A 20,954-nucleotide genomic window follows, 5' to 3' on the forward strand; every position below is an offset into this window, starting at 1 on the left:
GAAGGTAGATTCTGATGCGTTGGATAAAAATGTGGTTTACCCTCCTGAAGCAAGTGGTTCGTGTGTCACCCGTTATTTTTGCAGCGATTGCACTCATTCATATCTTGCTTGCAGTTCTGCCTGTGCTAGAGATCTATCTAATTAGCCAAGTTATTAATGCAGTGACAGAGGCATTGGAGCAGCAATTGGAAGTCCAGAGGGCATTGTTTCTAGTGGGGATTCAGTTAGCTCTGATCCTAATAAGAATGGTTTTAAATACCGTAAAAAAAATCCTGGAACAAAAACTGGATATAAAAGTTGTATACACATTTAATCTAAGCATTATAGAAAAATTAAACGCAATGTCTTATTTATTCTTTGAACAGCCCCACAATTATGATAACTTGCAACGAGCGCTTCGTAACCTTGAAGTATTCGGTGTCAACGTTGTGTTTCATATGCTCTCTATAGCTCAAAATAGTATTAAACTAGCGGGCTTAATGTACTTATTATATACCTTCCATTCGAGTCTTCCGATATTGCTGCTGTTATTGATTATTCCACTTCTTATTATTCAGAGGATAGAAGGAAAGTCCCAGTACAGTCTGTTTATGAATCAAACCGCCTCTTCGCGCAAAGCTTCTTATATTGGCAGTCTATTGCAATCGAAAGAAGCGGCAAAAGAAATGCGATTATTCAATTCCAAAGATTTCTTTATTGCAAGATGGAAACGCATTTACTTTAAAAATGCAAATGAAAGATTCCGCGTAGATATGAAAAATGCCACGAATCGCTTGTATACGGAATCATTTGTGTCTATCTTTTGTTTTGGAATCTTATCCATCTTTATTTGGGTAGGGGCACAAAGCAAAAAAGTAAAAATTGGTGACTATGTTGCCTTATTTCAAGCCATTCAGGAGACGCAGTTTTCCATCAAAGATATCTCACAAAGCTTAGGTCAGATCTATAGGGATAGCTTATTCATACAAGAATTAGTTAGCTTCATGGATGAACCAGCTACAGAGTATGTGGGCACGCAAGCCTTTCCAGATACATTGAGACAAGGAATTAAAGTACAGGATTTATGCTTTCAATATCCAACACAGCCTCATCAAGTGCTAAAAAAAATTAGCTTTACTATTAGGGCTGGGGAAACCATTGCCATCGTTGGCGAAAATGGCTCTGGTAAAAGTACCTTAGTCAAATGTCTATTAGGGCTGTATCCTCCAACCAGCGGTTCAATTGAGTATGATGGAATACCTCTCTCTTCCTTTAATAGAGAGAGCTTCCGCGAAAGAGTTACCGCTGTTTTTCAAGACTATATGAAGTATGAAATCACGGTGGATGAGAATATTAGGCTTCATGATGAGAATGGGGATCGATGGATACACGATCGGTTAAGGAAAGCCAAAGCTGTTGCAGGAATCGACTCTTTTGTCGAGCAGCTTCCACAGAAAGGGGAGACACAGCTTGGTACAAGATTTTCTGGCGGAGTTGAATTATCTCAAGGTCAATGGCAGAAGGTCGCTATCACGAGAGCGATGTATCGAGATTTTGAAGTTATCTTTTTGGACGAGCCTACAGCTGCCGTTGACCCTATTACTGAATCCAAGATATTTGAAGATCTCATGCAGTTAACAAAAGGGAAGACTGCTGTGTTTATCTCACACCGCTTGGGTAGTTGTCGTCATGCTGATCGAATCTTCGTGATGGAAAATGGAGAACTCACCGAGCAGGGATCGCATGAAGAGCTGACACATTCAGCAGGGAAATATGCGGACATGTTTGAAAGACAGGCCCAATGGTATAGATAGTATATTCTAAAAAGGAGGTGATATAAATGGAGGCAGTATGTAAACTTGACAAATCCACCTGTGACTATCAAACTCAATGCTCCAGAGACCGTTACTTACGAACATTGACTTACAAGTGCACTTATAGTGATGGTATGACTGGAACAATGACCAAGTACGAATGCTCATGTTAATCGGAGTTAGCGTAAAGGACCTAGCAGCAGCTGGGTTCTTTTCTTATAAATACGGATTTACTTCAAAGTTAAAACGTGCTAACTTATAGGTGGATTTCATTTCCTTTTTGGAAGGAGGAGAAGGGGAAAGGACACTGCGAATTAGAAGTCGTTCGTTACTCGTCGGATATTCATAGAAGAGAGTGGGAGGGCGAATGTTTCATATGAAAAGGCTCGTATCGATTGTTACGGTTGTCATATTGTTGGTGGGCGGCGCGGTGACAGCTTTTGCTGCACCCAACGCCAGCCAGCCAACAACCTTTGCTGCACAAGCGGTTTATATAGGAAAGGAAGCGGATGGCAAGCACCGTGTACATATTACATGGGATGATCTCGGTAGCAACGTAAGTCATTATTCGGTATTCCGCTATCCAACCCTGTTTCCTTGGGGCGGTGAAACGGTATGCTCGAATGTCACAGCGACAAGCTGCGAGAACCTAAGCGTTGAACGCGGCCAATTCCGCTATATTGTCACCGCCTATTTTAATGACGGCACTGAGCTTGCTAATAATGCTGGCCAAACGACCGTCAATATTGTTTACTACACAGGGGCGCCAGCTTCCCCTTCGATCTTTGCTAATCATACCTCGGCTAGCAGCTACTCCGTTGGCTTCAGCATTGCATCTGGCAACAATGCAGATATTTGGGAGCTCTACGAGAATGGCATGCTGGTCAATCATTTCCAAGGCTTCCTCATTGAGAATGGACAGGCTCCGCAGACGGAATCCAAATCCTTTTACAACAAACCAAGCGGCACTTATGTATATGTAGTCAAACTCAAGAACGTATACGGCACTTCCGAATCCCAGCCGCTAACCGTCGTGGTTCCTTAGTTCTTATTATAATCGAAGCAAGTATAAAGCTGGCTCTGGGAAGGTTGGAGCCGGCTTTATTTATGTTTGTTCGGAAGCTTAGCGTGTGAACGGGAGACGATCCATGAATGTACGGAAAACGATTGGATATCAAGGGAAGCCGTGTTACGGAGCAATAGGCCGAATGGGCGATAAATGAATGTAAAAAGGCTGCAAAAGCAACCCGCCTGCGGGAATACCACGCAATATGCGAGATTAAGGCAAGGCACCTCACATTCTTCTCCTTTAAAGCGTGATATAATAATGCATCGTTATGCAAGGCCTAGATCGCCTTGGTCTATTCCATGAAGAAGAGTTGATACGATGAGTACAATGGTGCCCAGGATAAAAACAAGAATGACCTTTCTGCTGAATAAATACTTCACAGGAGAAACGCTTGATTATAAGCAAATTATCGCGATCATTATTCCGATATTTGTGGATCAAGCTTTTATTATTTTGATGAGCCTTTTGAATACGGCGATGATTAGTTCCTCAGGGGTAGCGGCAGTCAGTGCGGTCAGCATGGTAGATTCGCTGAATATCTTTCTCATCAACGTGTTTGTGGCGGTAGCGACAGGGGGAACGGTTATTGTCGCGCAGTATAAGGGGAGCGGCAATGCCGAGATGGTGTCAAAGTCAGCGGCTCAGGCGATTTCCGCGGTCGCGCTGCTGTCAATCTTTATTAGCGTGATTGTCATTATTTTTCATAACCCTACACTGGAGCTGTTGTTTGGCCGGGCAGATGCTGATGTTCTAGAGAATGCACGGATCTTCTTGATTGGCAGCTGTATCTCGTACCCGTTCATCGCGATCTTCCAAGCTGTTACCGGAGCGCTGCGGGGAGTGGCGGAGACGAAGGCCTGCTTAGGCTTGTCGCTCATTATGAACTTGACTTATCTGTTCTTGAACATTTTGTTTATTACCGTGCTGGATATGGGCGTTGTAGGACTGATTATCTCCATGCTCACGGCTCGTGTGCTGGGGATGGCGATCTCGTTGATCTATTTGCTAAAGTTCAACCAGACGCTCAAGTTCCGTTTGAAGAATGCACTGAAGCTGAACTTGTCTATCCTCAAAAAAATCATGACGATTGGGCTTCCCTTCGCAGCAGAGCAGATGTTCTTTAACGGCGGGAAGCTGTTGACCCAGACGTTTATCGTGCAGCTAGGCACCCTTGCCATCACAGTCAATGCTATCGGCGGCTCCATTGCGCTGGTGTTCCAGATCGGAGCGAATGCGCTTAGCATTGCGATTGTTACTGTGGTAGGCCAATGCATCGGACGGCGCAATACCCAGGATGCGAGGAAGTTTATCAAGTCGTTCCTGTGGCTGTCTTCCATCCTATTTGTCTTTGCGGCACTGCTTCTGCTGCCCTTGTTCCCGTGGATCGTGAGATTGTTCACGCCTCCGCCTGAGATCATTCCGACCATCTTCAAGCTGATGGTGCTGATTGCAGTTACGCAGCCGCTATTATGGTCGATTAGCTTTATTATGCCTTCAGCTCTTCGCGCAGCGGGAGATTCAAACTTCACGTCGATCACATCGCTGCTCTCCATGTGGCTTTTCCGCGTCATCTTGGGTTATGTGCTTGGGATTCCGCTTGGGTTTGGCATTATGGGGGTATGGATCGCGATGGTGATCGAGTGGGGCATCCGCGGCTCTGTCTTCCTCTGGCGCTTCCGCGGGGAGAAGTGGTATAGTCGGAAGCTGATCTGAGGCATGTCTCTGAGGATTGAGAACTAGGCTAGCCAGCTGTTTACGAAGCACTATATATGAGCTAGGTTTGGACTGTTGACCCTCGGTGAGGGAGGCAGTCCTTTTTGTTTCCAATAGTGAAAATGAGAACTTCTTAATCTAGTATTATTGTGATAAACTCACTATATATCCAATATATTACTGTCGGCGATGTTGAAGAAAGGTGGGAGATGCGCTTGAATGTGCAGAGGAGTGTAAGGGATTTTATAAAAATATAGTCAATGAATAGGAGGATTGATTTTGATGAAAAATCGGCCCGCAAGTGTAAAGATCGTTTACTGGATGCAATGGATAGGACTATCATTCTATGGTGTGCTTATCCTATTGTTTGGTTCTTTTTTTATTTCTGGAGGCTCTGTCTGGGAAAGCTTTAAGGATGGATTGCTGGGAAATGCCCTAGGCATCCGTGCACAGGAGTTCAATGCGGAACATTTCGGCATGCTGGTTGGCAGAATGTTCATCCCGATATGCTTGCTGCTCATCAGCTTATGGAGTATAAAGAAGTACATGTTCAAGACATTGTTGGCTGCCATAATCATTCATATCTTATTCTCGATTGCTCAGCCTCTGAAACTTCTTCTATTGGTCGTTACCCTCATCTTAGTGCTGCTAAAGAGCAGTAGAAATGATTTACAGGAAATCTATTCGTATCGTCATGAGACTTCAACCTAGTCATCATAAGGTTTTTATCTACATAATAAAGCATTTTTTATATAGTTGATTTGTTTTATATGAAGGGATATTAAGACTCATTCGTTTCATTCCAATTATCCCTTCGCCATTACTTATAATAGGGAAAGAAAACCTCGTGGTACAGACAGCAATGTGTATTCCCAATGCCGGAAGCGGCTGTGGCGTTATACTCGGAGGTGTCCCGTGAACGTTCAAGCAGATCCAAATAAAATCGAAGAACTCTCGCAGCAATTCAAGCGTTGGAGAAGAGAGCTGGAATCAAGCTATGTTCAGATGGTCCATGTGGCGAATCGTACCGCTGGCTCTGCTCGGTCCTCATTTTCTGAGGATGGTGGGGTGCGGAGTGCAGCTTATCAGGTCGAACGATTAGCGCAAGAGATTCAGCACGAGGCTAGGGAACTGGTTGGGAGATTAGAAGAGCAATCCCGGCTGCTGTATCAGGCGGCTGGCGAGTACAGGCAGCTGGAGCGCGAAGCCGAGCGGAGGATTCAATCGGCAGAGTCTGCTCGGTTGCCTAAAGAGTTAAAGCGCTTTATCTCTCGTGGGGTGTTGGCTGGCAGTGGGGCTCTAGGTCCAATGAGCGTTCAGATGCTGCCAGCTATGAAGCAATTGTATCGCATTATGGATCAGACCTCCTTTGTCAGGAAGCTGATGGATATGCTGCTGTCCAAACAGGTGGCAGTTGTCCAAGCCGACCCTATGGTTGCCGAATGGCTTCGTGCCTTATCGGAAGGTACACCGGAAGAGAAGGAAGCGGCTCGCTTAAAGCTCTCTACGATTGCGATGTCCTTGACTGCGATCAAGGAAGCCCAGCGGGAATACAGCGTATATCACTATTTTGGACGTTCGGGCTATATGGACGAAGCGCATGTGCGAGCGAATGAAGCAAGGGAGAAGCTGCGAGCACTAGGAGTGGATGATACCTACTACAATGAGCAAGTCAAGCTAGCGGGAACGAACCTGCTGGATTCGCTGGAAGCCTGCCGCTTCAATCCGCTGAAGGACGACGGCTCACCGATGCCAGAGCAAGCAGAGCTGCTTGAATATATTGAAGAAGTAATAGCCAAGGGGCAGGTTGATCCTCTGGATGCCTTGCAGTATCAACTGTTGGAGGAGAAGCTAAGAAAGATCGCGAGTGGAGAGCTTCCGCCAACTCATTTGCCAGATGGAACGCTTATTGATGAGAACAATAAATGGAACGAGACCACCTTTGCTTATTTTGAAACATATATCAAGCATGAAGGAATGGAGGCGCCGCTTACCCACTATGACAGCTGGGTAAAAGAGACGTATGGAAGAACGAAATGGGAGGGCTTCGTCAAGACATCCGGAGAAGTAACGATGGGCTTTACAAAAGGCCTGCTTACCGGCATCATTGAAGGCATTGTCGATACCGCAGGCTTGGCATACCAACTGGTCGTAGACCCTCAGCAGGTGGGGCAGGATATGCTGTATGCGGCAGAATACCTCATACAGAACCGGGAATTGGTGGTTGAGGCAGCCAAGCAGATGTATGCAAACTTCGAAAGTGCGTCGCCTGAGGAGAAGGCAGAAATGATTGGCAAGGTGTCCTCCATTCTCGTGCCGGGAATGGGCGTGACGAAGGCTGGCAAAGCGGCGAAGGTGCCGGAAGCGTTAAGCAGCATGACCCAAGCGGTAAAGACAAGCAAGGCCATGAATGTACTTGCTAATCCCATAAAGAAGTTCAAGGCATTCGATTGGAAATCGTACACGATTCGATTCCAGGATTGGGTTCAAAGCCTGAAGCCAGGCCGTTTTGCGGTAACGCCAGAAGGGATGCTCATCAGGATGCCAGATGAAAGCTCTTCTGTGGTCAGGCGAATTGATGTTGGGGATAGTAAGAAGATTGGGGGGACGGGTAATATTCAAACTGGAGGTCGTAATAACCTCTCAGTAGATGAATATTTCCGTCTAGAGGCTGAAGCGTCGAAAATGTATGATAGTATAAGAGTTTCAACTTCAGATGTTCAGGCGATTTCAAAGAACACAGGAATTGCAGAAAGTCGGATTCAACGCATCAAAGACCATGTATTTAATAATGAACATATCAAGTCAAGTGGAAATGGCAGGTTTGACCCTGATTATGAAATTGCCCAAGCATGGACTAGATTACAGCAAGGAACTTACAACAAGAAAGACATTGATTTATTAAATCATGAATTGTTTGAGTCAAGGTTTGAGGGTATATTTAAGACAAACTATGAAACTGCGCACGACGCCGCTGTCAGGTCAGGTCGTCCGTGGGAAATAGATTAGAGGTGATTATAAATGGGAGCTTTTGTTTTACTCTTGAAAGACTACGAGGATGAATCAGTTGTGATATATAGATTCGGCCCAAAAGAAGAGATAATGGGAAAGATTGAATTAAACAAAGAAACTAGAATGTTCTCCGAATTAGAACCGATTAACAACCCTAATCATTCAAATCAATTTTACTTCGATAGGGCGGCTCAAAGAATGGCAAGATGTCTAGTTAAGGAAGGCGGTTTATTTCCTGAGAAAATGACATTTGAATCCTAAGAAGTTAAACCTTGATTGGTTTTTTGCCTCTCAAGGTTTTTTTCTACGGTGGGCTATCCGGTGCCGAATGAACCCATCATTAAACCAATAACACATACAATCCATGTAATACCCGTATTAAGATTTCGTCATTTTGGATGTACGTACGTAAAGGCTTGAATTTTATACCGTAAATAACGCTATTCCGTTATATTGAACAGGTCTATTATGATCAGATACTACCATGATTGGCCTGCTTTTTGCTAGATTCGCAACTGCTGGAGGAGAAGCTAAGGAAGATCGAGAGTGGAGAGCTTCCTCCAACTCATTTGCCAGATGGGACGCTGATTGATGAGAACAATAAGTGGAACGAGACCACCTTTGCTTATTTTGAAACATATATCAAGCATGAAGGAATGGAAGCGCCGCTTACCCACTATGACAGCTGGGTAAAAGAGACGTATGGCAGAACGAAATGGGAAGGCTTCGTCAAGACATCCGGAGAAGTAACGATGGGCTTTACAAAAGGCCTGCTTACCGGCATCATTGAAGGCATCGTCGATACCGCAGGCTTTGCATACCAACTCGTCGTAGACCCCCAGCAGGTGGGGGAGGACATGCTGTATGCAGCAGAGTACCTCATACAGAACCCGGACATGGTGATTGAGGCAGCCAAGCAGATGTATGCGAACTTCGAAAGTGCATCGCCTGAGGAGAAGGCAGAAATGATCGGCAAGGTGTCCTCTATTCTCGTGCCGGGAATGGGCGTGACCAAGGCTGGCAAAGCGGCGAAGGTACCGGAAGCGTTAAGCAGCATGACCCAAGCGGTAAAGACAAGCAAGGTCATGAATGTGCTGGCCAATCCCGTAAAGAAGTTCAAGGCATTCGATTGGAAATCATACACGATTCGATTCCAAGATTGGGTTCAAAGCTTGAAGCCAGGCCGTTTTGCGGTAACGCCAGAAGGGATGCTCATCAGGATGCCAGATGAAAAATCTTCTGTGGTCAGGCGAATCGATGCTGGGGATGGTAAGAAGATTGAGGGGATGTCTAAAGCTAACTTAGACAAAATTAGAGAAACTGCTCCGGATTACTATAAAGAATTAATAGATAAGCATGGCGATAAGGGAAGATACTACGCTAGATCTCCAGAAGAGTATGAGAGTTTGGCGAAAGATCCAGCAAAAAACTTTAAAATAAACGAGAAATCAAAAATTGAGAGACTAGCAGGCTTAGAGTTAGAGGCGAGAGGGGACCTACCTGGTCCTGTAGTTAGAGATACCAATCCAGCAGGTGCAGAATTTATTGATGCAACAGGTGTCAAGTGGGACGTTAAAGGATGGTATTCAAAATTTGCACCAAAGGGTTATACTCTGGAAAAGGCAATTGCTGATATAGAAGAATCTCTTTCGAAAGGTGAAAATGTTATCATCGACTCATCAAAAATGTTCCCAGAACACATAACTGAAGTACGCAAAGCAGTAAAAGAATTAGGTTTAAGTGAAAAATTACTGTGGTGGCCATAAAATATCTGAAAGGAAGTATTCCATGGATGATAGTAAGTTTTTAAAACATCACAAATGGGCAGAATCGGACGGTAAAATTGGTAAAAAATTAGAAATTGTGAAAGAAGAATTAAAACAACTAAATCTGGCAGGAATGAATCTGAGCTGCTCAGAGATTGTAGAGTCAAATATGAACAATTCGTTTTTGACGAATAATGATATGAGTGACTGCTATTTTTTAAGTACATCATTCGAAGGAACGAATTTCTCGGAATGCATATTGAGTAAAACAGTGTTTGATTACGCATCCCTAAAACATTCAAATATAAGAAATTGTGTAGGTATAAAAGCGTCTTTTAATGATACAGACCTTAGCTTTACTAATATATATGGATCTGACTTGAGGCGAGCATCATTTCGGCGAGCAAATTTAAGCTATGTAAAGTTTACTAAGGTAGATTTAACGAACGCTCTACTTGATGGGGCACTTCTCTATGGAACTCGTTTTGAAGAAATAAACGGAATTGATGAAGTGTCTGCCAAACATGTTTTTGTTGGAACTGAAGAGAACCCAATAAGATTGGAGTGTGATGATATTAAAAAGTGGTTAATGGAGCAGATGAGAGGATAATGAAATGAAAATTTATTAGACTCCTTGCGCAAGAAACGAGATATTCAATTTCTTATGATGAAGATCTGGCTTGTGAATATTTTTTTGATAAAGTAGCAACATACGCAATATAAAGTCACTCAACACTTTCAAAAGCTCATTCCAACTTGAACCATGAGTAGGAATGAGCTTATTTGCATGTCCTATGTAGAATGCTATAAATCAGAGCCTTTCAGCAACCAATATGATGTGAATCTCTTCCATTATCTCTAGCAAGTTATATAATAGAGAGAGAATAGGTATCAAGTACTAGGAGATACAGATAATGGCTTATATGGTTCCAGAGACAATGCCAAGGAAGGCAACTGCGGGAGAGAGACTTCTATTTGAGAGTCTGCGAGACTACTTACCGAGTGATTATGTGGTATATTACGAACCTGAGATACGAGGGCGCAGGCCTGATTTCGTCATTATTGGTCCTGATCTGGGTCTTGTCATCTTAGAAGTGAAGGATTACACGAAGGGGACGCTTTATCAGCTGAATCATGACGAGTGGACGCTCAGGAATACAGCAGGGCAGCTAGTAAAGACGAAGAATCCTCTGAAGCAGGCGAGAGATAATGCGAGGCTCATTACCGATTTTTTAAAGAAGGACAGCAATCTTGTGCAGCCGGGAAGCATGTATTTGAAGTTCCCATACGGCTTTGGGACGGTATTTACCCGGCTCAAGCAGGAGGACTTTATTCAGCATAATCTGTACGCGGTCATTGATCCGCAATTTGTTCTGTGCAGGGATGAGATTGATCCTGAACATGACCATTTCTCATCTGAGGTCCTTCTCGATAAGATATATGAGATGTTTACGGTATGGAATAGAAGAGAGCCTATTCTAAGCCATGAAGATATACAAGCCATTCGATTCCATCTCTTTCCGGAGGTTCGTATTAGTGCAGAGTTCAAGCCTCCCGTGCAGCATCAGGATCAGCTGCTGCTGTCACTGCATAATATCAAGACAATGGACCTGCATCAAGAAAATATGGCAAAGCAGCTCGGTGACAAGCATCGGCTCATTCGAGGGGTGGCAGGGAGCGGCAAGACCTTGGTGCTTGCGAGTCGAGCGAAGTTGCTGGCCAAGGAACATCCAGATTGGAGAATTCTCGTGCTATGCTATGGCATTCCATTATCTCGGAGCCTTAAGCTCATGATTGATCGCATGCTAAGAGAACCCGATGATCTATTGGATATGATGAATGCTTCGAATACAGGTATTGATGCTTCCCATATTGAGGTGTATAACTTTCATGAATGGCTTCGCTTTCAACTTCGAATGAAGGATACAGATATATCGAGCCTGCTGGAGAAGATCGAACGGCAAGAGGCTATCGTACCAACCTATGATGCAATATTGATCGATGAGGGACAGGATTTTGAAGGCGAGTGGCTGAGGCTGTTAGGGCAGTGTCTGAATCCAGATACGCAGTCTCTGTTGATGGTTGAAGATCGTGCCCAGTCTATTTTCAGAAGAAAAACAAGTCTTGTCCACAATATTGGCCTTGACTTTCGCGGAAGATCGAAAATACTTCATATTAATTACCGCAATACGGCGCAAATTGTCCAGTTCGCATGGGACTTTTATCAGGAGCACTCACAGTTAAAGTCTAAAATAAAGGACGCAACAATTGATGGCGTTGAGATCATCCCGCCGCAAGCGACCAAGCGCAAGGGTCCTGATCCTGTTATTCGAAGATGCAATCATCTTCAGGAGGAATTGGCGTGGGTGTGCGCATCCATAAAAGAGCTTCATGAAGAGAAGCATGTTGCCTATCAGGATATGGCGATCCTTTATCGAGTGAAGAATAATTACCGGGAATCGTATATCGATGATATTCGAGCAGCTCTTCATCAGCATGGGTTTCCATTCAGATGGGTTACGGAGAATGCGGAGACGAAACGCAGTTTTAATCGCGAAGAAGAGACGATCAAGATCAGTACCATTGATAGCGCCAAAGGCTTGGATTTTCAAGCTGTGTTTATCGTAAATATCGAGAACATGCCGTTTGCTCTGGAGCAAGTTGAAGAAAGAGAGGTATCTCTCTTCTATATTGCCATGACACGAGCATTGGAATGGCTCTATCTGACATACAGCGGAGAATCAACGTTCACGCAATATCTCGATGACGTTCTTGAATCTCGTTCGAAGAAGGATGATCGTAAACAATTCGGATAGGGATTGATTATGCGAAGCAGGATTACGACAATACAAGCGCAAGAATCTTCTGTTCAGCGTGCACAGCAAAAAAGCTGCTCCCTTGATTGAACGGCCCATTATTCAGGTCAACGTTCAGTTAGCGGAAGCAGCTTTTTCCCTTTTGGGGACTAATCAGGATCCCGTGCCAGAATAGCTGTTGATGCCTTTATTCCATACGGCATTTGCAATGATGAAGAGAACGATGCCGATGAGCGGCGAGAAGAACACGATCATCTCGTTATCCTGCAGCGGATTCAAGAACAGCTGGGATGGATAGAAGGCGATACAGCCGATTGGGATGATGAATGTAAAGATGAATTTGAAAAAATCATTAAAGATCGATACCGGATACTTGGCGAAGTCACGGAATCGATTCACCAGTGAAATGACGTTCCATGGGTCCATGATCCAGAATCCGGTGGAGGCTGCAAGAATCATGAGTGAGATCATAATCAGCGAAGCCCCGATAAGCGATACGATCAAGAGCACAATGTTCAGCAGCGTCCACTGCACATCGAGCTGATTGGAGGCGTAGATAAGGCCGCCAATCCCTATCGCAACCTGACTAAGCCCTTTGAGATCGAAAACCTCGGACATATAGTAGAACATCACGTTCATGGGCTTTAAGTAATATTTGATAAATGTACCGCTTAGCAGATGAGACCAAATGCTCCATATGTTATCGAAGAAGAGCTGCAGCGGGCTCAGCGCGAGCAGAGAGAAGCAGTAGATGAACAGCATTTCATTAAAGCTTAAGCCATGCAGGCTTGGAATGTTATGAAAGATAATCCATACCGGAAAGATACCCGCGATATTCGTAAAGATCATGCCGATCGTACTGATAAAAAAGTCGGTGCGATACTGCAGCTTAGCCTTTATATACTGTGTTACGATTGACAAGTAGATTCGCAAATAATAAAGTGGTGTTTTCATCGATATCAGCCTCCATTTACCGTGATCGTTCTGGTGGCCACAGCATGGAGCAAGCGGCTGACCAGCAGCAGGATAACGACCCACATCCCCTGCATTGCCAGTGCATTCGCATAGTCCATCAAGGAGAGCCCCGGTGTTGTGACAATGGTCAATGGAATGTTGTAGATCGCCTGGAACGGCAGATAAGCGCAGATTGTCTGCAGGTATTCAGGAAAGAAGCTGATCGGCACCATGGCCCCGGACAAGAACAGCACAATGACATCCTTCGTCGTACATATTCCCCATATGGATTCCGTATAGAAGGAGCACAGGCCAATCATATAATCGATAAAGAACGAGATAAGCATAGCCATCAGCAGCGATATGACAAAAAAAGCTAGATTCAAGCCAACCTCAATTTTTGTATCAAAAACAAAGATAATGACCAAGAGCGTGGGGATCGAGATCGTGATGAAATTGCTGATAACCGCTCCAAACGCCTCGAACAGCTTATTGAACTGATAATCAAGCGGCTTGATGAAGCTCGTAATGATGTCCCCATTCAGAATATGGGCGGACATAAACCATTCCGTATAGACCTGAAACATCGTGAATAGCGACGAGGCCAGCGCCAAATAGGCAAATGCCTGATTAAATGTCATGCCGTTCAGCATCGAGTTCCCTTCATATACCGCCATCCATAAATAATAAATAACCGTAATATAGGCTAAATTCCCGAGAAAGGTGAAGATGAACGTCGAGCGTCTCGCTACACGCGTCATAAAGCTGCTCTTGGCGATGACTAGATATCTGCCCATGTTCATGCCAACCCGCCTTCGTAAATGTTTTTGACAATCTTATCGATGCTGATCTCCTCGATCTTAATATCATGCACCGGATAATGATGCCCGATATAATTCAAGACGTCCATGAGATGAACCTCATCCTGATTGATCGTAAAGTGAATCCAGCCTTCCTCGGATTGCTCCATCGTAATCGCGCTGGCTTGGCTGAAGTGTCCGTTCACACTTGTTGCAAGCTGATCCAAGGCTAGGTATTCGGCTGGCGGCAGCTGAATCTTCAAGGTGCGGTGTGCGCCAAACATGCTCGATACCTTTTGAATACTGCCATCGTAGACGGTGGTGCCTTTATCAATAATGACGATGCGCTTGCACAGCGCTTCGATATCGCTAAGATCGTGAGTCGTGAGGATGATCGTTGTCTGCTTGTGCTCATTTAATGTCTTGATAACCTCTCGAATTCGGCTCTTAATGGAAATATCAAGGCCAATCGTAGGCTCATCAAGAAAGATAACCTTCGGATTATGCAGGAAGGACGCTACGATATCGCACAGCATGCGTTGACCGAGCGATAGATAGCGTACTGGCGTAGAGTAAAGCGCCTTCAGGTCAATCAGTTCCTCAAAAATGTTCATGTTCTCGTTGTAGGAGGATTGATCCACTCGATAGATTTGCCGAAGAATCTTGAAGGACTCAATGACAGGGAGGTCCCACCACAGCTGGGTCCGCTGTCCAAAGACAACCCCAATCTCCTGCATATTTTGAGCACGGTTCTTGGTCGGAATGCGGCCATTCACGGTAAGCAGGCCAGAGGTAGGCTTAAGCACGCCCGTCATCATCTTGATGGTTGTGGATTTGCCGGCTCCATTTGGACCGACGAACCCAACAATCTCACCCGCATTCACCTCAAGCGACAGATCAGAGACTGCCTTTACGATCCGGTAATCTCTTGAAAATAGATCCTTTAGCGCCCCGCTCAATCCCTCTGAACGATTCAACACTTTATAATGCTTGGATAAGTTCTCTAGTCTGATCATTGCCATCCTGATTCCACCTTGTTCGTTGTTAATTTGTAGACGACCATCAAGAGCATGGCCAGCGCAGCAGACAAGCCTGCCAAGTAGATGACTGAGCTTACACTATTGGTCAGCTGATAGATCAGCATGCCTGCCAGCACGCCTACGACGTGGCCGATATTTTCAGAGAAGACGATATCTTGCTTGGACAGGGCCTGTGTCTTGCTGTTGATCTTGCCGATGCAGAATACCGTACCGCCCCCGAAGCCTGTTGCGATCCACAGAATGATGACGAGCAGACCATTGTCAATCTGCCAAGCCATCAGCAGCAGAACGATTGTAAGGAAGGAGTGACCAATGATGAAATATTTGAAGTAGTGCTCCTTTTTTAAAAAGTGAGAAATGCCTGTGTATGTAATCCATCCGAGCACAAAAAAGATGCCGACCCAGAAGGAGGATGCCCACGGTGTCGCCTGCCAGAGCAGAATGATGACGAAGTAGGAATAGCTGAAATAATGGATTTGATGAATAATCATCACCCAGCTTAGAAAGCGCACCCGCGGCCTCATAATCCGGAAGGACTCAAAGGTCCATTTTACAAAAAGGCCGATGAGGGCAAGAATAATGGCGACTCCTGCACTGAAGGCAACGCCTGCGAATGGCGCGAGGAGAAAGCCAAGGATGCGGAAGGTCCGCTTCACCGTCGTGCTGACATTCTCCTTCTGAATGGATCGCAGGGATTGAATGGCCATCGCCATGAATATATAGCCTGTAAAGATAAGACCGAAGCTGTTCGTTGTGTTCAAGACGTAGAAGAAGATGCACGCTGCCGCAACAGCGCTCAGAATAGTCAAGGCCCGATTCAAGCGAATCGGGTTCGGAATGAGATTGCCAAGCTGGTAGGCAAGACCAATGCTGACAATCTGAAATATGGTGAACTGCTGCTCGATGGCATACAGGATGCCGCCAAGTTCAACAGCCCCTGAGATTAGGCTTAAAAATAAGAAAATAATAGGATTGATCATCGTTTACCTTATCCTTGTCCAATGAGATGGTCTTGGCGAAGCGCGAGCAGCTTCTGATTAAGCTCATTGTAATAGCAGGTATACCAGAGCTTGGTCGCTTCCGTGTTGTACTTGCTGTGCATGTAATCCCGCTTGCGCTCGAAGTCGCGCTCACGCTCCTCAGGGTCAACCTGCCAGGTTGAATCCTTCTTATGCGGATAATGGATGCTGTCAGCCTGTCTGCTCAGCACAAAGCGCACATGATGCTTCTCCAGCGCGAGACCAAGATCGGTATCTTCGCCGCCCCATGTCGTATAGTACTCATCGAATAAGCCGACTCGGAACAGCACCTCTGTCTTAACAGAGATATTGCCGCTCCAGAAGATGACCCATGGCGCCGGCCATTTGCTAAGATCATCGCCGAGCTCCCGATAGAGCGGCTCGCGATTGTCCAGAATGCCTTGCTCTTGCAGCAGTCGAATCGATTCATCAGGATTGTTGTAATCGACAAGGCGATACAGCTCCTCGTTATGCACGTTGTCATCATCGAAGCCGTAAATATAGCCGATAACGGTGCACGCCTCTTCGCTCTGCTCGTGCACGTTCAGATGGGCTTCGATCGCTCGGCTGCTGAGCAGAATGCCATTGTCAAGAAAGATGCAGACGGGGGATTCCGCGCTGCGAATGCCGAGATTGCGTGCTGCTCCAGCCCGGTAGCCCTGGTCTTCCTGCCTGACGTACTTCAGCTTCAGCTTGCTCTGATATCGCAGCACGACCTCTTTGGTATCATCGCTAGAGCCGTCATCGGCAACAATCACTTCAATCTCATTAAGATCGATCGATTGCCTTAGTATGGACTCCAGGGTGTAGGACAGAATCTCGCTTCGGTTGTAGGTAGGAATGATGATGCTTGCCCGTAATGGATTCGTCATTAGGTTAGACCTCCTAAGAGATATGGACTTCGTGATTGGATGATCCGGCCGCAGGAGGGAGGGGAGCATTCTTGGTAGATTCGGCCACAGCCCACTCAGGGATGGAGCGGGATTCAATAATCTTGAGCGACTTGGTGAGCACCTTGGCTTGAAGCCGTCTTAGCAGGAAGCGAAGCAGATAGTGCTTCAGGCCTTTGGGCTTGCTGTCGGGGCGTCTCATGGCTTTGCCAATGGAGAATTCCCAAGCGAAATAACGTTCAAAGAACGGGATGTGTTCCTCGAAGTAAAGATAGGAATAATACACCCCAACGAAGATGCGTACCTGCTGCTTCAGCCACTCCTGATAGGAGGTGGCCACCTGAAAGTAGAACTCGGAGCCTTGAGGCTTAATAATGGAGCTGACGCCAGTCTTCTCATACAGTTCCTTGCCGATCAGCGCATAGTAGTTGCCGATGAAACCATCATCCGCTATGCCGGTGTCGTCATCTGGATAGTAAGGAAAGTCTCTCGTGAAGGCCCCCAGACTGCCGCCTAAGCAGAATCGAGGCTTGTCTGTATGCGGCTGGAACGGAAGCAGGAACACCTGTTGAAGGACCCAGCTGTTCAAGGCGGAGAAGAGATTGCCCTGCTCGCTTAGAAGCTCTCGCCATGGTCTAGCTGTGCCGATGAAGTTGGAGCCGACGAGCACCGGAATGCCAAGCTTGGCCTCCTGTTCAATCAGCGTCGTCAGATTGATGAGCAGCGAACCTTCTTTTAGATCGATATCATCATCGAAAAAGTGAAGCAGGTCGCTTGCTTCTTCCTTCGCATAGCGGACAATATGATTCAAGGCGAGATTCTTCCCGCCTTCTTGCAGCTCCAGCAGCACAACCTTCAAGCCGGGCTGCTCCGAGATGAATCTTCTAATCTCTCGAGCCGTTGCCCCGCCATCCAGTGTGCCATTCAGGCACACGACCATCGTCGTTTGGAAGGTGCTTGGAAGGCGGCTGATCTCCTTCGCAATGCTGCTTAAGGAATGATAGATGTACCGAGAGGAATGGATCGTCGGAATGCCGACGACTAGCTGCCACTGCACACTCATGCGTCTATCGCACCTTGCACGGCTTCTGGATCAGCCAGACTAAGAACGTTAGTGCTGCATTCCTCACGGAAGATTTTGCTGATCATATGGTTCAGCCATTGTCCTGCATCCAGATTGGACTCCGCAATTTGTTGGTTCAACAGCTTGATTTGCTCTTCGGATAATCGTGGAAGCGGCATCGTCATGCTCTATCCCTACTTTCTCACCATTAATAAGAGAGCGCTTTAGCTTCAAGCGCTTATCCAGCGATACATAAGCTGACCGTCGAGCTCGATTCGTTCAATATCATTTAATTCGGTAAACAGCAGATCCTGCTTCCAGAAGGAAGCCAGCGAATCGAGATAGGCTGGCTTTAGGATTGGATAATGCTGCGTGAGCTCTTGTGCGAGCCCGTCAAAATCAAGGAGCTCGCCGTTGCGATCCTTGACTGCCTTCCAAAAATGGTAGCCAGTCGGATAATTGAAGCCTTTCTCGCATTCCGCCCAATCGTTCAGCCACAAGTGGTACAAGCCGCCCTCGCAGGAGAAGCCTGTCCCGATCTCCTTGGCGATATCCCGCGCCATGCCGTACAGCTCTTCACGGTATTCATATGAAGGAACAGCTGCCCGGAGAAGCTCCTTGGTTCCGTACTTGAAGTACAGATCATGGAAGGAAGGAACAAGCTCTGGCTGGAAGGCCTCAAGGCGTGATCGGAACAGCGACCAAGTCAGCGGATTCAGCTTCATCACACCAAAGAAGATATTGCTGGTGCCTGTGTCGGCAATCTCTTGAAACAGCTCGCGAATGTTCTTCTCGGTGGCAGACAAGAACGGCACGACAGGATTCACAAAGACAAAAGTAGGGATGCCTGCCGCATTCAATTGCCTTAGTGCTTCAAGCCGCTTGGCGGTTGAAGGGGACTTCGGCTCAAGGAATGCCTTGTACGGCTTCTCCTCAGAGGTCGACATCGTAATGCTGATGCCGACCGCGGCTTTTTGCTGCTCAGCCAATGCCTTGAGGAGATCAATATCTCTCGTGACGAGATCAGACTTGGTCAGGATGGTCACAGGAATCTCATGGGCGACAAAGCGCTCCAGTACTTGGCGCGTAAGCTTGTACTTGCTCTCAATCGGCTGATAGCAGTCGGTGATGGTGCCAAGATCAACGTACTCTGGAACGTAGTCCTTTTTGCGCTTCATGGTTCGAATTTGCTTATCGAGTGCTTCTATCGCGTTTTCTTTAACAAATATTTTGGTGCCGAATTCTTGCGGTGTAGCCCCCTCGTTGAATTTGTGAATGTAGGGGGCATAGCAGTAAGGGCAATCAAAGACGCAGCCGCTGTACAAATTAGCGGTAAGCCTTATGGAATAAGTACGCATTGTAAAGAGCGTTTCTTTCATTCGATTGAGAAGCGTTTTGCATTCTTTTTCGATATAGTTTACGGGTGTTGTCATGATGGGAGCTCCTTACGACATAGTAGTTAGATGGTTATTTAGCGCACGACAGCTGGCTCGGGAACTTGAATGCTGGCAAATTGCGCTTGAATCATGCTGAGTTCAGCATGGTCAGCAGCCGAGATATAGGTAGAGCTGTCGATGTAAAGCGGGCAAGCTGGATCCACGCTGTCCATCGCCTCAAGCAGCTGCTCCTTCGTGACCTCTTTGCTCTTAAGCTGGAAGTTGCTTCGAATATGATTGGCCGCTGCCGCAATTCGGTTGCCGCCCGAGCAGGCTGCATCGCAGCCTTTGCAGCGAATATCCTTTCGGCAATAGCTGTCAATGATATCTTGTATGCCGCCATGCTCTTTCAGAATAGACTCAAAGGTCACATCGTCATCGAGCAGAGAGGACTTGGCCAGCTTGTCCCAAGGGTCCACGGTGCACCACGGGTCGAAGAAGATTCTGCCGACAGGATCGATGCCAAGCGAGGCTTTGCGATCAGGGTTGCCGAGATTGCTCTCCGAATACGTGTTGACGCCAAGCAGAAGTGATGTATAGATCGATTCTATGGAGTGATGGAGATGGACGTTCATGCCGAGTTCTTGATTGGTCTCTACGATTTGGACAAGCAGCTTGAAGTAGTCGCTTGGAGAAGGGAGCAGTTGATCCTTGTCCCAGAACCTTCCAACCTGCATAGCTCGGTGCACGCTGTAGTTCTGGATGCCTTCTTGATTCAAATAGCGCATAAGAGCGGGGATTTCTGCGAGATTGTTTTTGGTAGGGACTGTTGTAATATCGAGCTTGGACTTCAGTGTAGGGACTTGAAGCATCTCACGAATCAGATTCATGGAACGTTCAAAGGAGTTGCCGCCTTCGACGGTTCTGCGCCACTTGTTATGGTACTGCTCCATGCCGTCAATCGAGATGCCAATATACGAGACGTAAGGATCGATGTCCAGCATATCTTCGATTGCTGCTCGTGTTCCGTTGGTGTTCATCCCCACCGAATCTCGACCAAACATGTCACAAGCGATTCGCAGAATCTCTTTCCAGTCTGGACGGAGGGTCAGCTCACCGCCGCCGAAGTCGATAAAGAAGTCGAGACCTGGCTTCGTGTCTAAATACTGCTTGATCTTCTCTAGCACGGATACAATATTGGGTAGATCGGAACCGTGCTGATCAATCGTTATCTCCCTCCCTTTCTTGTACGCAACAGCGCTTACGCAGCATCCAGGACAAGCCTGATTGCACATGTACGTTAGATCGTAAACGATGGATAGACCTGTCTTCGATTCGCGCTCATGCAACCTTCTCTTAAGATGCTGCTTCAGCAGTTCTCTTTGTCGATCAGACACTTCACTTAAATAATGGAATGACATACTTCCCTCCTAAGAATAATGAATTCTCAGCTTCGACCTTACTAAAGCTTCAATCTTGAAGTGTAAGTAGAATTATGAGTGAAGAGTCTAATGATTGGGCTTGCGATGTACATGCTGGATGTTGGGTCATGCGAGTTGTGAATGGAGTTAACACTGAGGAGAACCTAGTAGAATGTAAAAGGTGGAATGTAGTGTGCTATTCTACTAAGCATTGGTTGGCTG

Annotated in this window: 18 protein-coding genes; 9 read left to right on the forward strand and 9 right to left on the reverse strand. The window is 46.2% G+C overall.

Features of this window, described 5'->3' with window-relative positions; translation table 11 throughout:
* Nucleotides 1-14 precede the first annotated feature (14 nt).
* The 9 genes from B9Y93_RS18925 (at nucleotide 15) to B9Y93_RS18965 (ending at nucleotide 12,169) form a co-directional block, all read left to right on the forward strand.
* Nucleotides 15-1,793 (forward strand): ABC transporter ATP-binding protein, encoded by a 1,779-nt coding sequence (locus tag B9Y93_RS18925; protein ID WP_085497040.1) that lies wholly within the window; start codon nucleotides 15-17, stop codon nucleotides 1,791-1,793.
* Nucleotides 1,794-2,160: 367 nt separating this feature from the next.
* Nucleotides 2,161-2,838: a chitinase N-terminal domain-containing protein gene (locus B9Y93_RS18930; protein WP_085497042.1), complete on the forward strand. Its 678-nt coding sequence runs from the start codon at nucleotides 2,161-2,163 to the stop codon at nucleotides 2,836-2,838.
* Nucleotides 2,839-3,213: 375 nt separating this feature from the next.
* Entirely contained in the window at nucleotides 3,214-4,575 is a 1,362-nt protein-coding gene (locus B9Y93_RS18935; RefSeq protein ID WP_244903482.1) for an MATE family efflux transporter, read from the forward strand.
* Between the two features lie 279 nt (nucleotides 4,576-4,854).
* Entirely contained in the window at nucleotides 4,855-5,286 is a 432-nt protein-coding gene (locus B9Y93_RS18940; RefSeq protein ID WP_139829193.1) for a hypothetical protein, read from the forward strand.
* Between the two features lie 204 nt (nucleotides 5,287-5,490).
* Nucleotides 5,491-7,584, forward strand: coding sequence for a hypothetical protein (locus B9Y93_RS24280; RefSeq protein ID WP_097676286.1), 2,094 nt, complete (start codon nucleotides 5,491-5,493; stop codon nucleotides 7,582-7,584).
* A gap of 12 nt (nucleotides 7,585-7,596) precedes the next feature.
* Nucleotides 7,597-7,848, forward strand: coding sequence for a hypothetical protein (locus B9Y93_RS18950; RefSeq protein WP_085497048.1), 252 nt, complete (start codon nucleotides 7,597-7,599; stop codon nucleotides 7,846-7,848).
* A 227-nt stretch (nucleotides 7,849-8,075) separates the two neighbouring features.
* Nucleotides 8,076-9,353: a hypothetical protein gene (locus B9Y93_RS18955; RefSeq protein WP_139829194.1), complete on the forward strand. Its 1,278-nt coding sequence runs from the start codon at nucleotides 8,076-8,078 to the stop codon at nucleotides 9,351-9,353.
* Between the two features lie 22 nt (nucleotides 9,354-9,375).
* Complete coding sequence (locus B9Y93_RS18960; RefSeq protein WP_085497052.1) at nucleotides 9,376-9,963, forward strand: pentapeptide repeat-containing protein; 588 nt, start codon at nucleotides 9,376-9,378, stop codon at nucleotides 9,961-9,963.
* A gap of 304 nt (nucleotides 9,964-10,267) precedes the next feature.
* Complete coding sequence (locus tag B9Y93_RS18965) at nucleotides 10,268-12,169, forward strand: 3'-5' exonuclease (protein WP_085497054.1); 1,902 nt, start codon at nucleotides 10,268-10,270, stop codon at nucleotides 12,167-12,169.
* Between the two features lie 153 nt (nucleotides 12,170-12,322).
* Here the strand turns inward: B9Y93_RS18965 and B9Y93_RS18970 are convergent, their stop codons facing one another.
* From B9Y93_RS18970 to B9Y93_RS19010, 9 genes are read right to left on the reverse strand one after another with little or no spacing between them, the layout of a single operon-like run.
* On the reverse strand, nucleotides 12,323-13,123 hold the full coding sequence (locus B9Y93_RS18970) for an ABC transporter permease (RefSeq protein WP_085497057.1): 801 nt from the start codon (nucleotides 13,121-13,123) through the stop codon (nucleotides 12,323-12,325).
* A gap of 5 nt (nucleotides 13,124-13,128) precedes the next feature.
* A complete protein-coding gene (locus B9Y93_RS18975; protein ID WP_085497059.1) occupies nucleotides 13,129-13,926 on the reverse strand; it encodes an ABC transporter permease in 798 nt (265 codons plus the stop codon).
* Nucleotides 13,923-14,945, reverse strand: coding sequence for an ABC transporter ATP-binding protein (locus B9Y93_RS18980; RefSeq protein ID WP_085497061.1), 1,023 nt, complete (start codon nucleotides 14,943-14,945; stop codon nucleotides 13,923-13,925). The genes B9Y93_RS18975 and B9Y93_RS18980 overlap by 4 nt, the downstream gene beginning before the upstream one ends.
* Entirely contained in the window at nucleotides 14,936-15,943 is a 1,008-nt protein-coding gene (locus B9Y93_RS18985) for a hypothetical protein (protein WP_085497063.1), read from the reverse strand. The genes B9Y93_RS18980 and B9Y93_RS18985 overlap by 10 nt, the downstream gene beginning before the upstream one ends.
* An 8-nt stretch (nucleotides 15,944-15,951) precedes the next feature.
* Entirely contained in the window at nucleotides 15,952-16,854 is a 903-nt protein-coding gene (locus B9Y93_RS18990; RefSeq protein ID WP_176228981.1) for a glycosyltransferase, read from the reverse strand.
* Between the two features lie 13 nt (nucleotides 16,855-16,867).
* Nucleotides 16,868-17,935, reverse strand: a complete 1,068-nt coding sequence (locus tag B9Y93_RS18995) for a glycosyltransferase family A protein (protein ID WP_085497066.1) — start codon at nucleotides 17,933-17,935, stop codon at nucleotides 16,868-16,870.
* Complete coding sequence (locus B9Y93_RS19000) at nucleotides 17,932-18,120, reverse strand: hypothetical protein (protein WP_085497069.1); 189 nt, start codon at nucleotides 18,118-18,120, stop codon at nucleotides 17,932-17,934. Before B9Y93_RS19000 ends, B9Y93_RS18995 begins: the two co-directional genes overlap by 4 nt.
* 45 nt (nucleotides 18,121-18,165) lie before the next feature.
* A complete protein-coding gene (locus B9Y93_RS19005; RefSeq protein WP_085497072.1) occupies nucleotides 18,166-19,368 on the reverse strand; it encodes an SPL family radical SAM protein in 1,203 nt (400 codons plus the stop codon).
* Between the two features lie 38 nt (nucleotides 19,369-19,406).
* On the reverse strand, nucleotides 19,407-20,732 hold the full coding sequence (locus B9Y93_RS19010) for a radical SAM protein (RefSeq protein WP_085497074.1): 1,326 nt from the start codon (nucleotides 20,730-20,732) through the stop codon (nucleotides 19,407-19,409).
* Nucleotides 20,733-20,954 lie beyond the last annotated feature (222 nt).

The organism is Paenibacillus aquistagni (assembly GCF_900177815.1).
GTDB lineage: Bacteria > Bacillota > Bacilli > Paenibacillales > Paenibacillaceae > Paenibacillus_B > Paenibacillus_B aquistagni.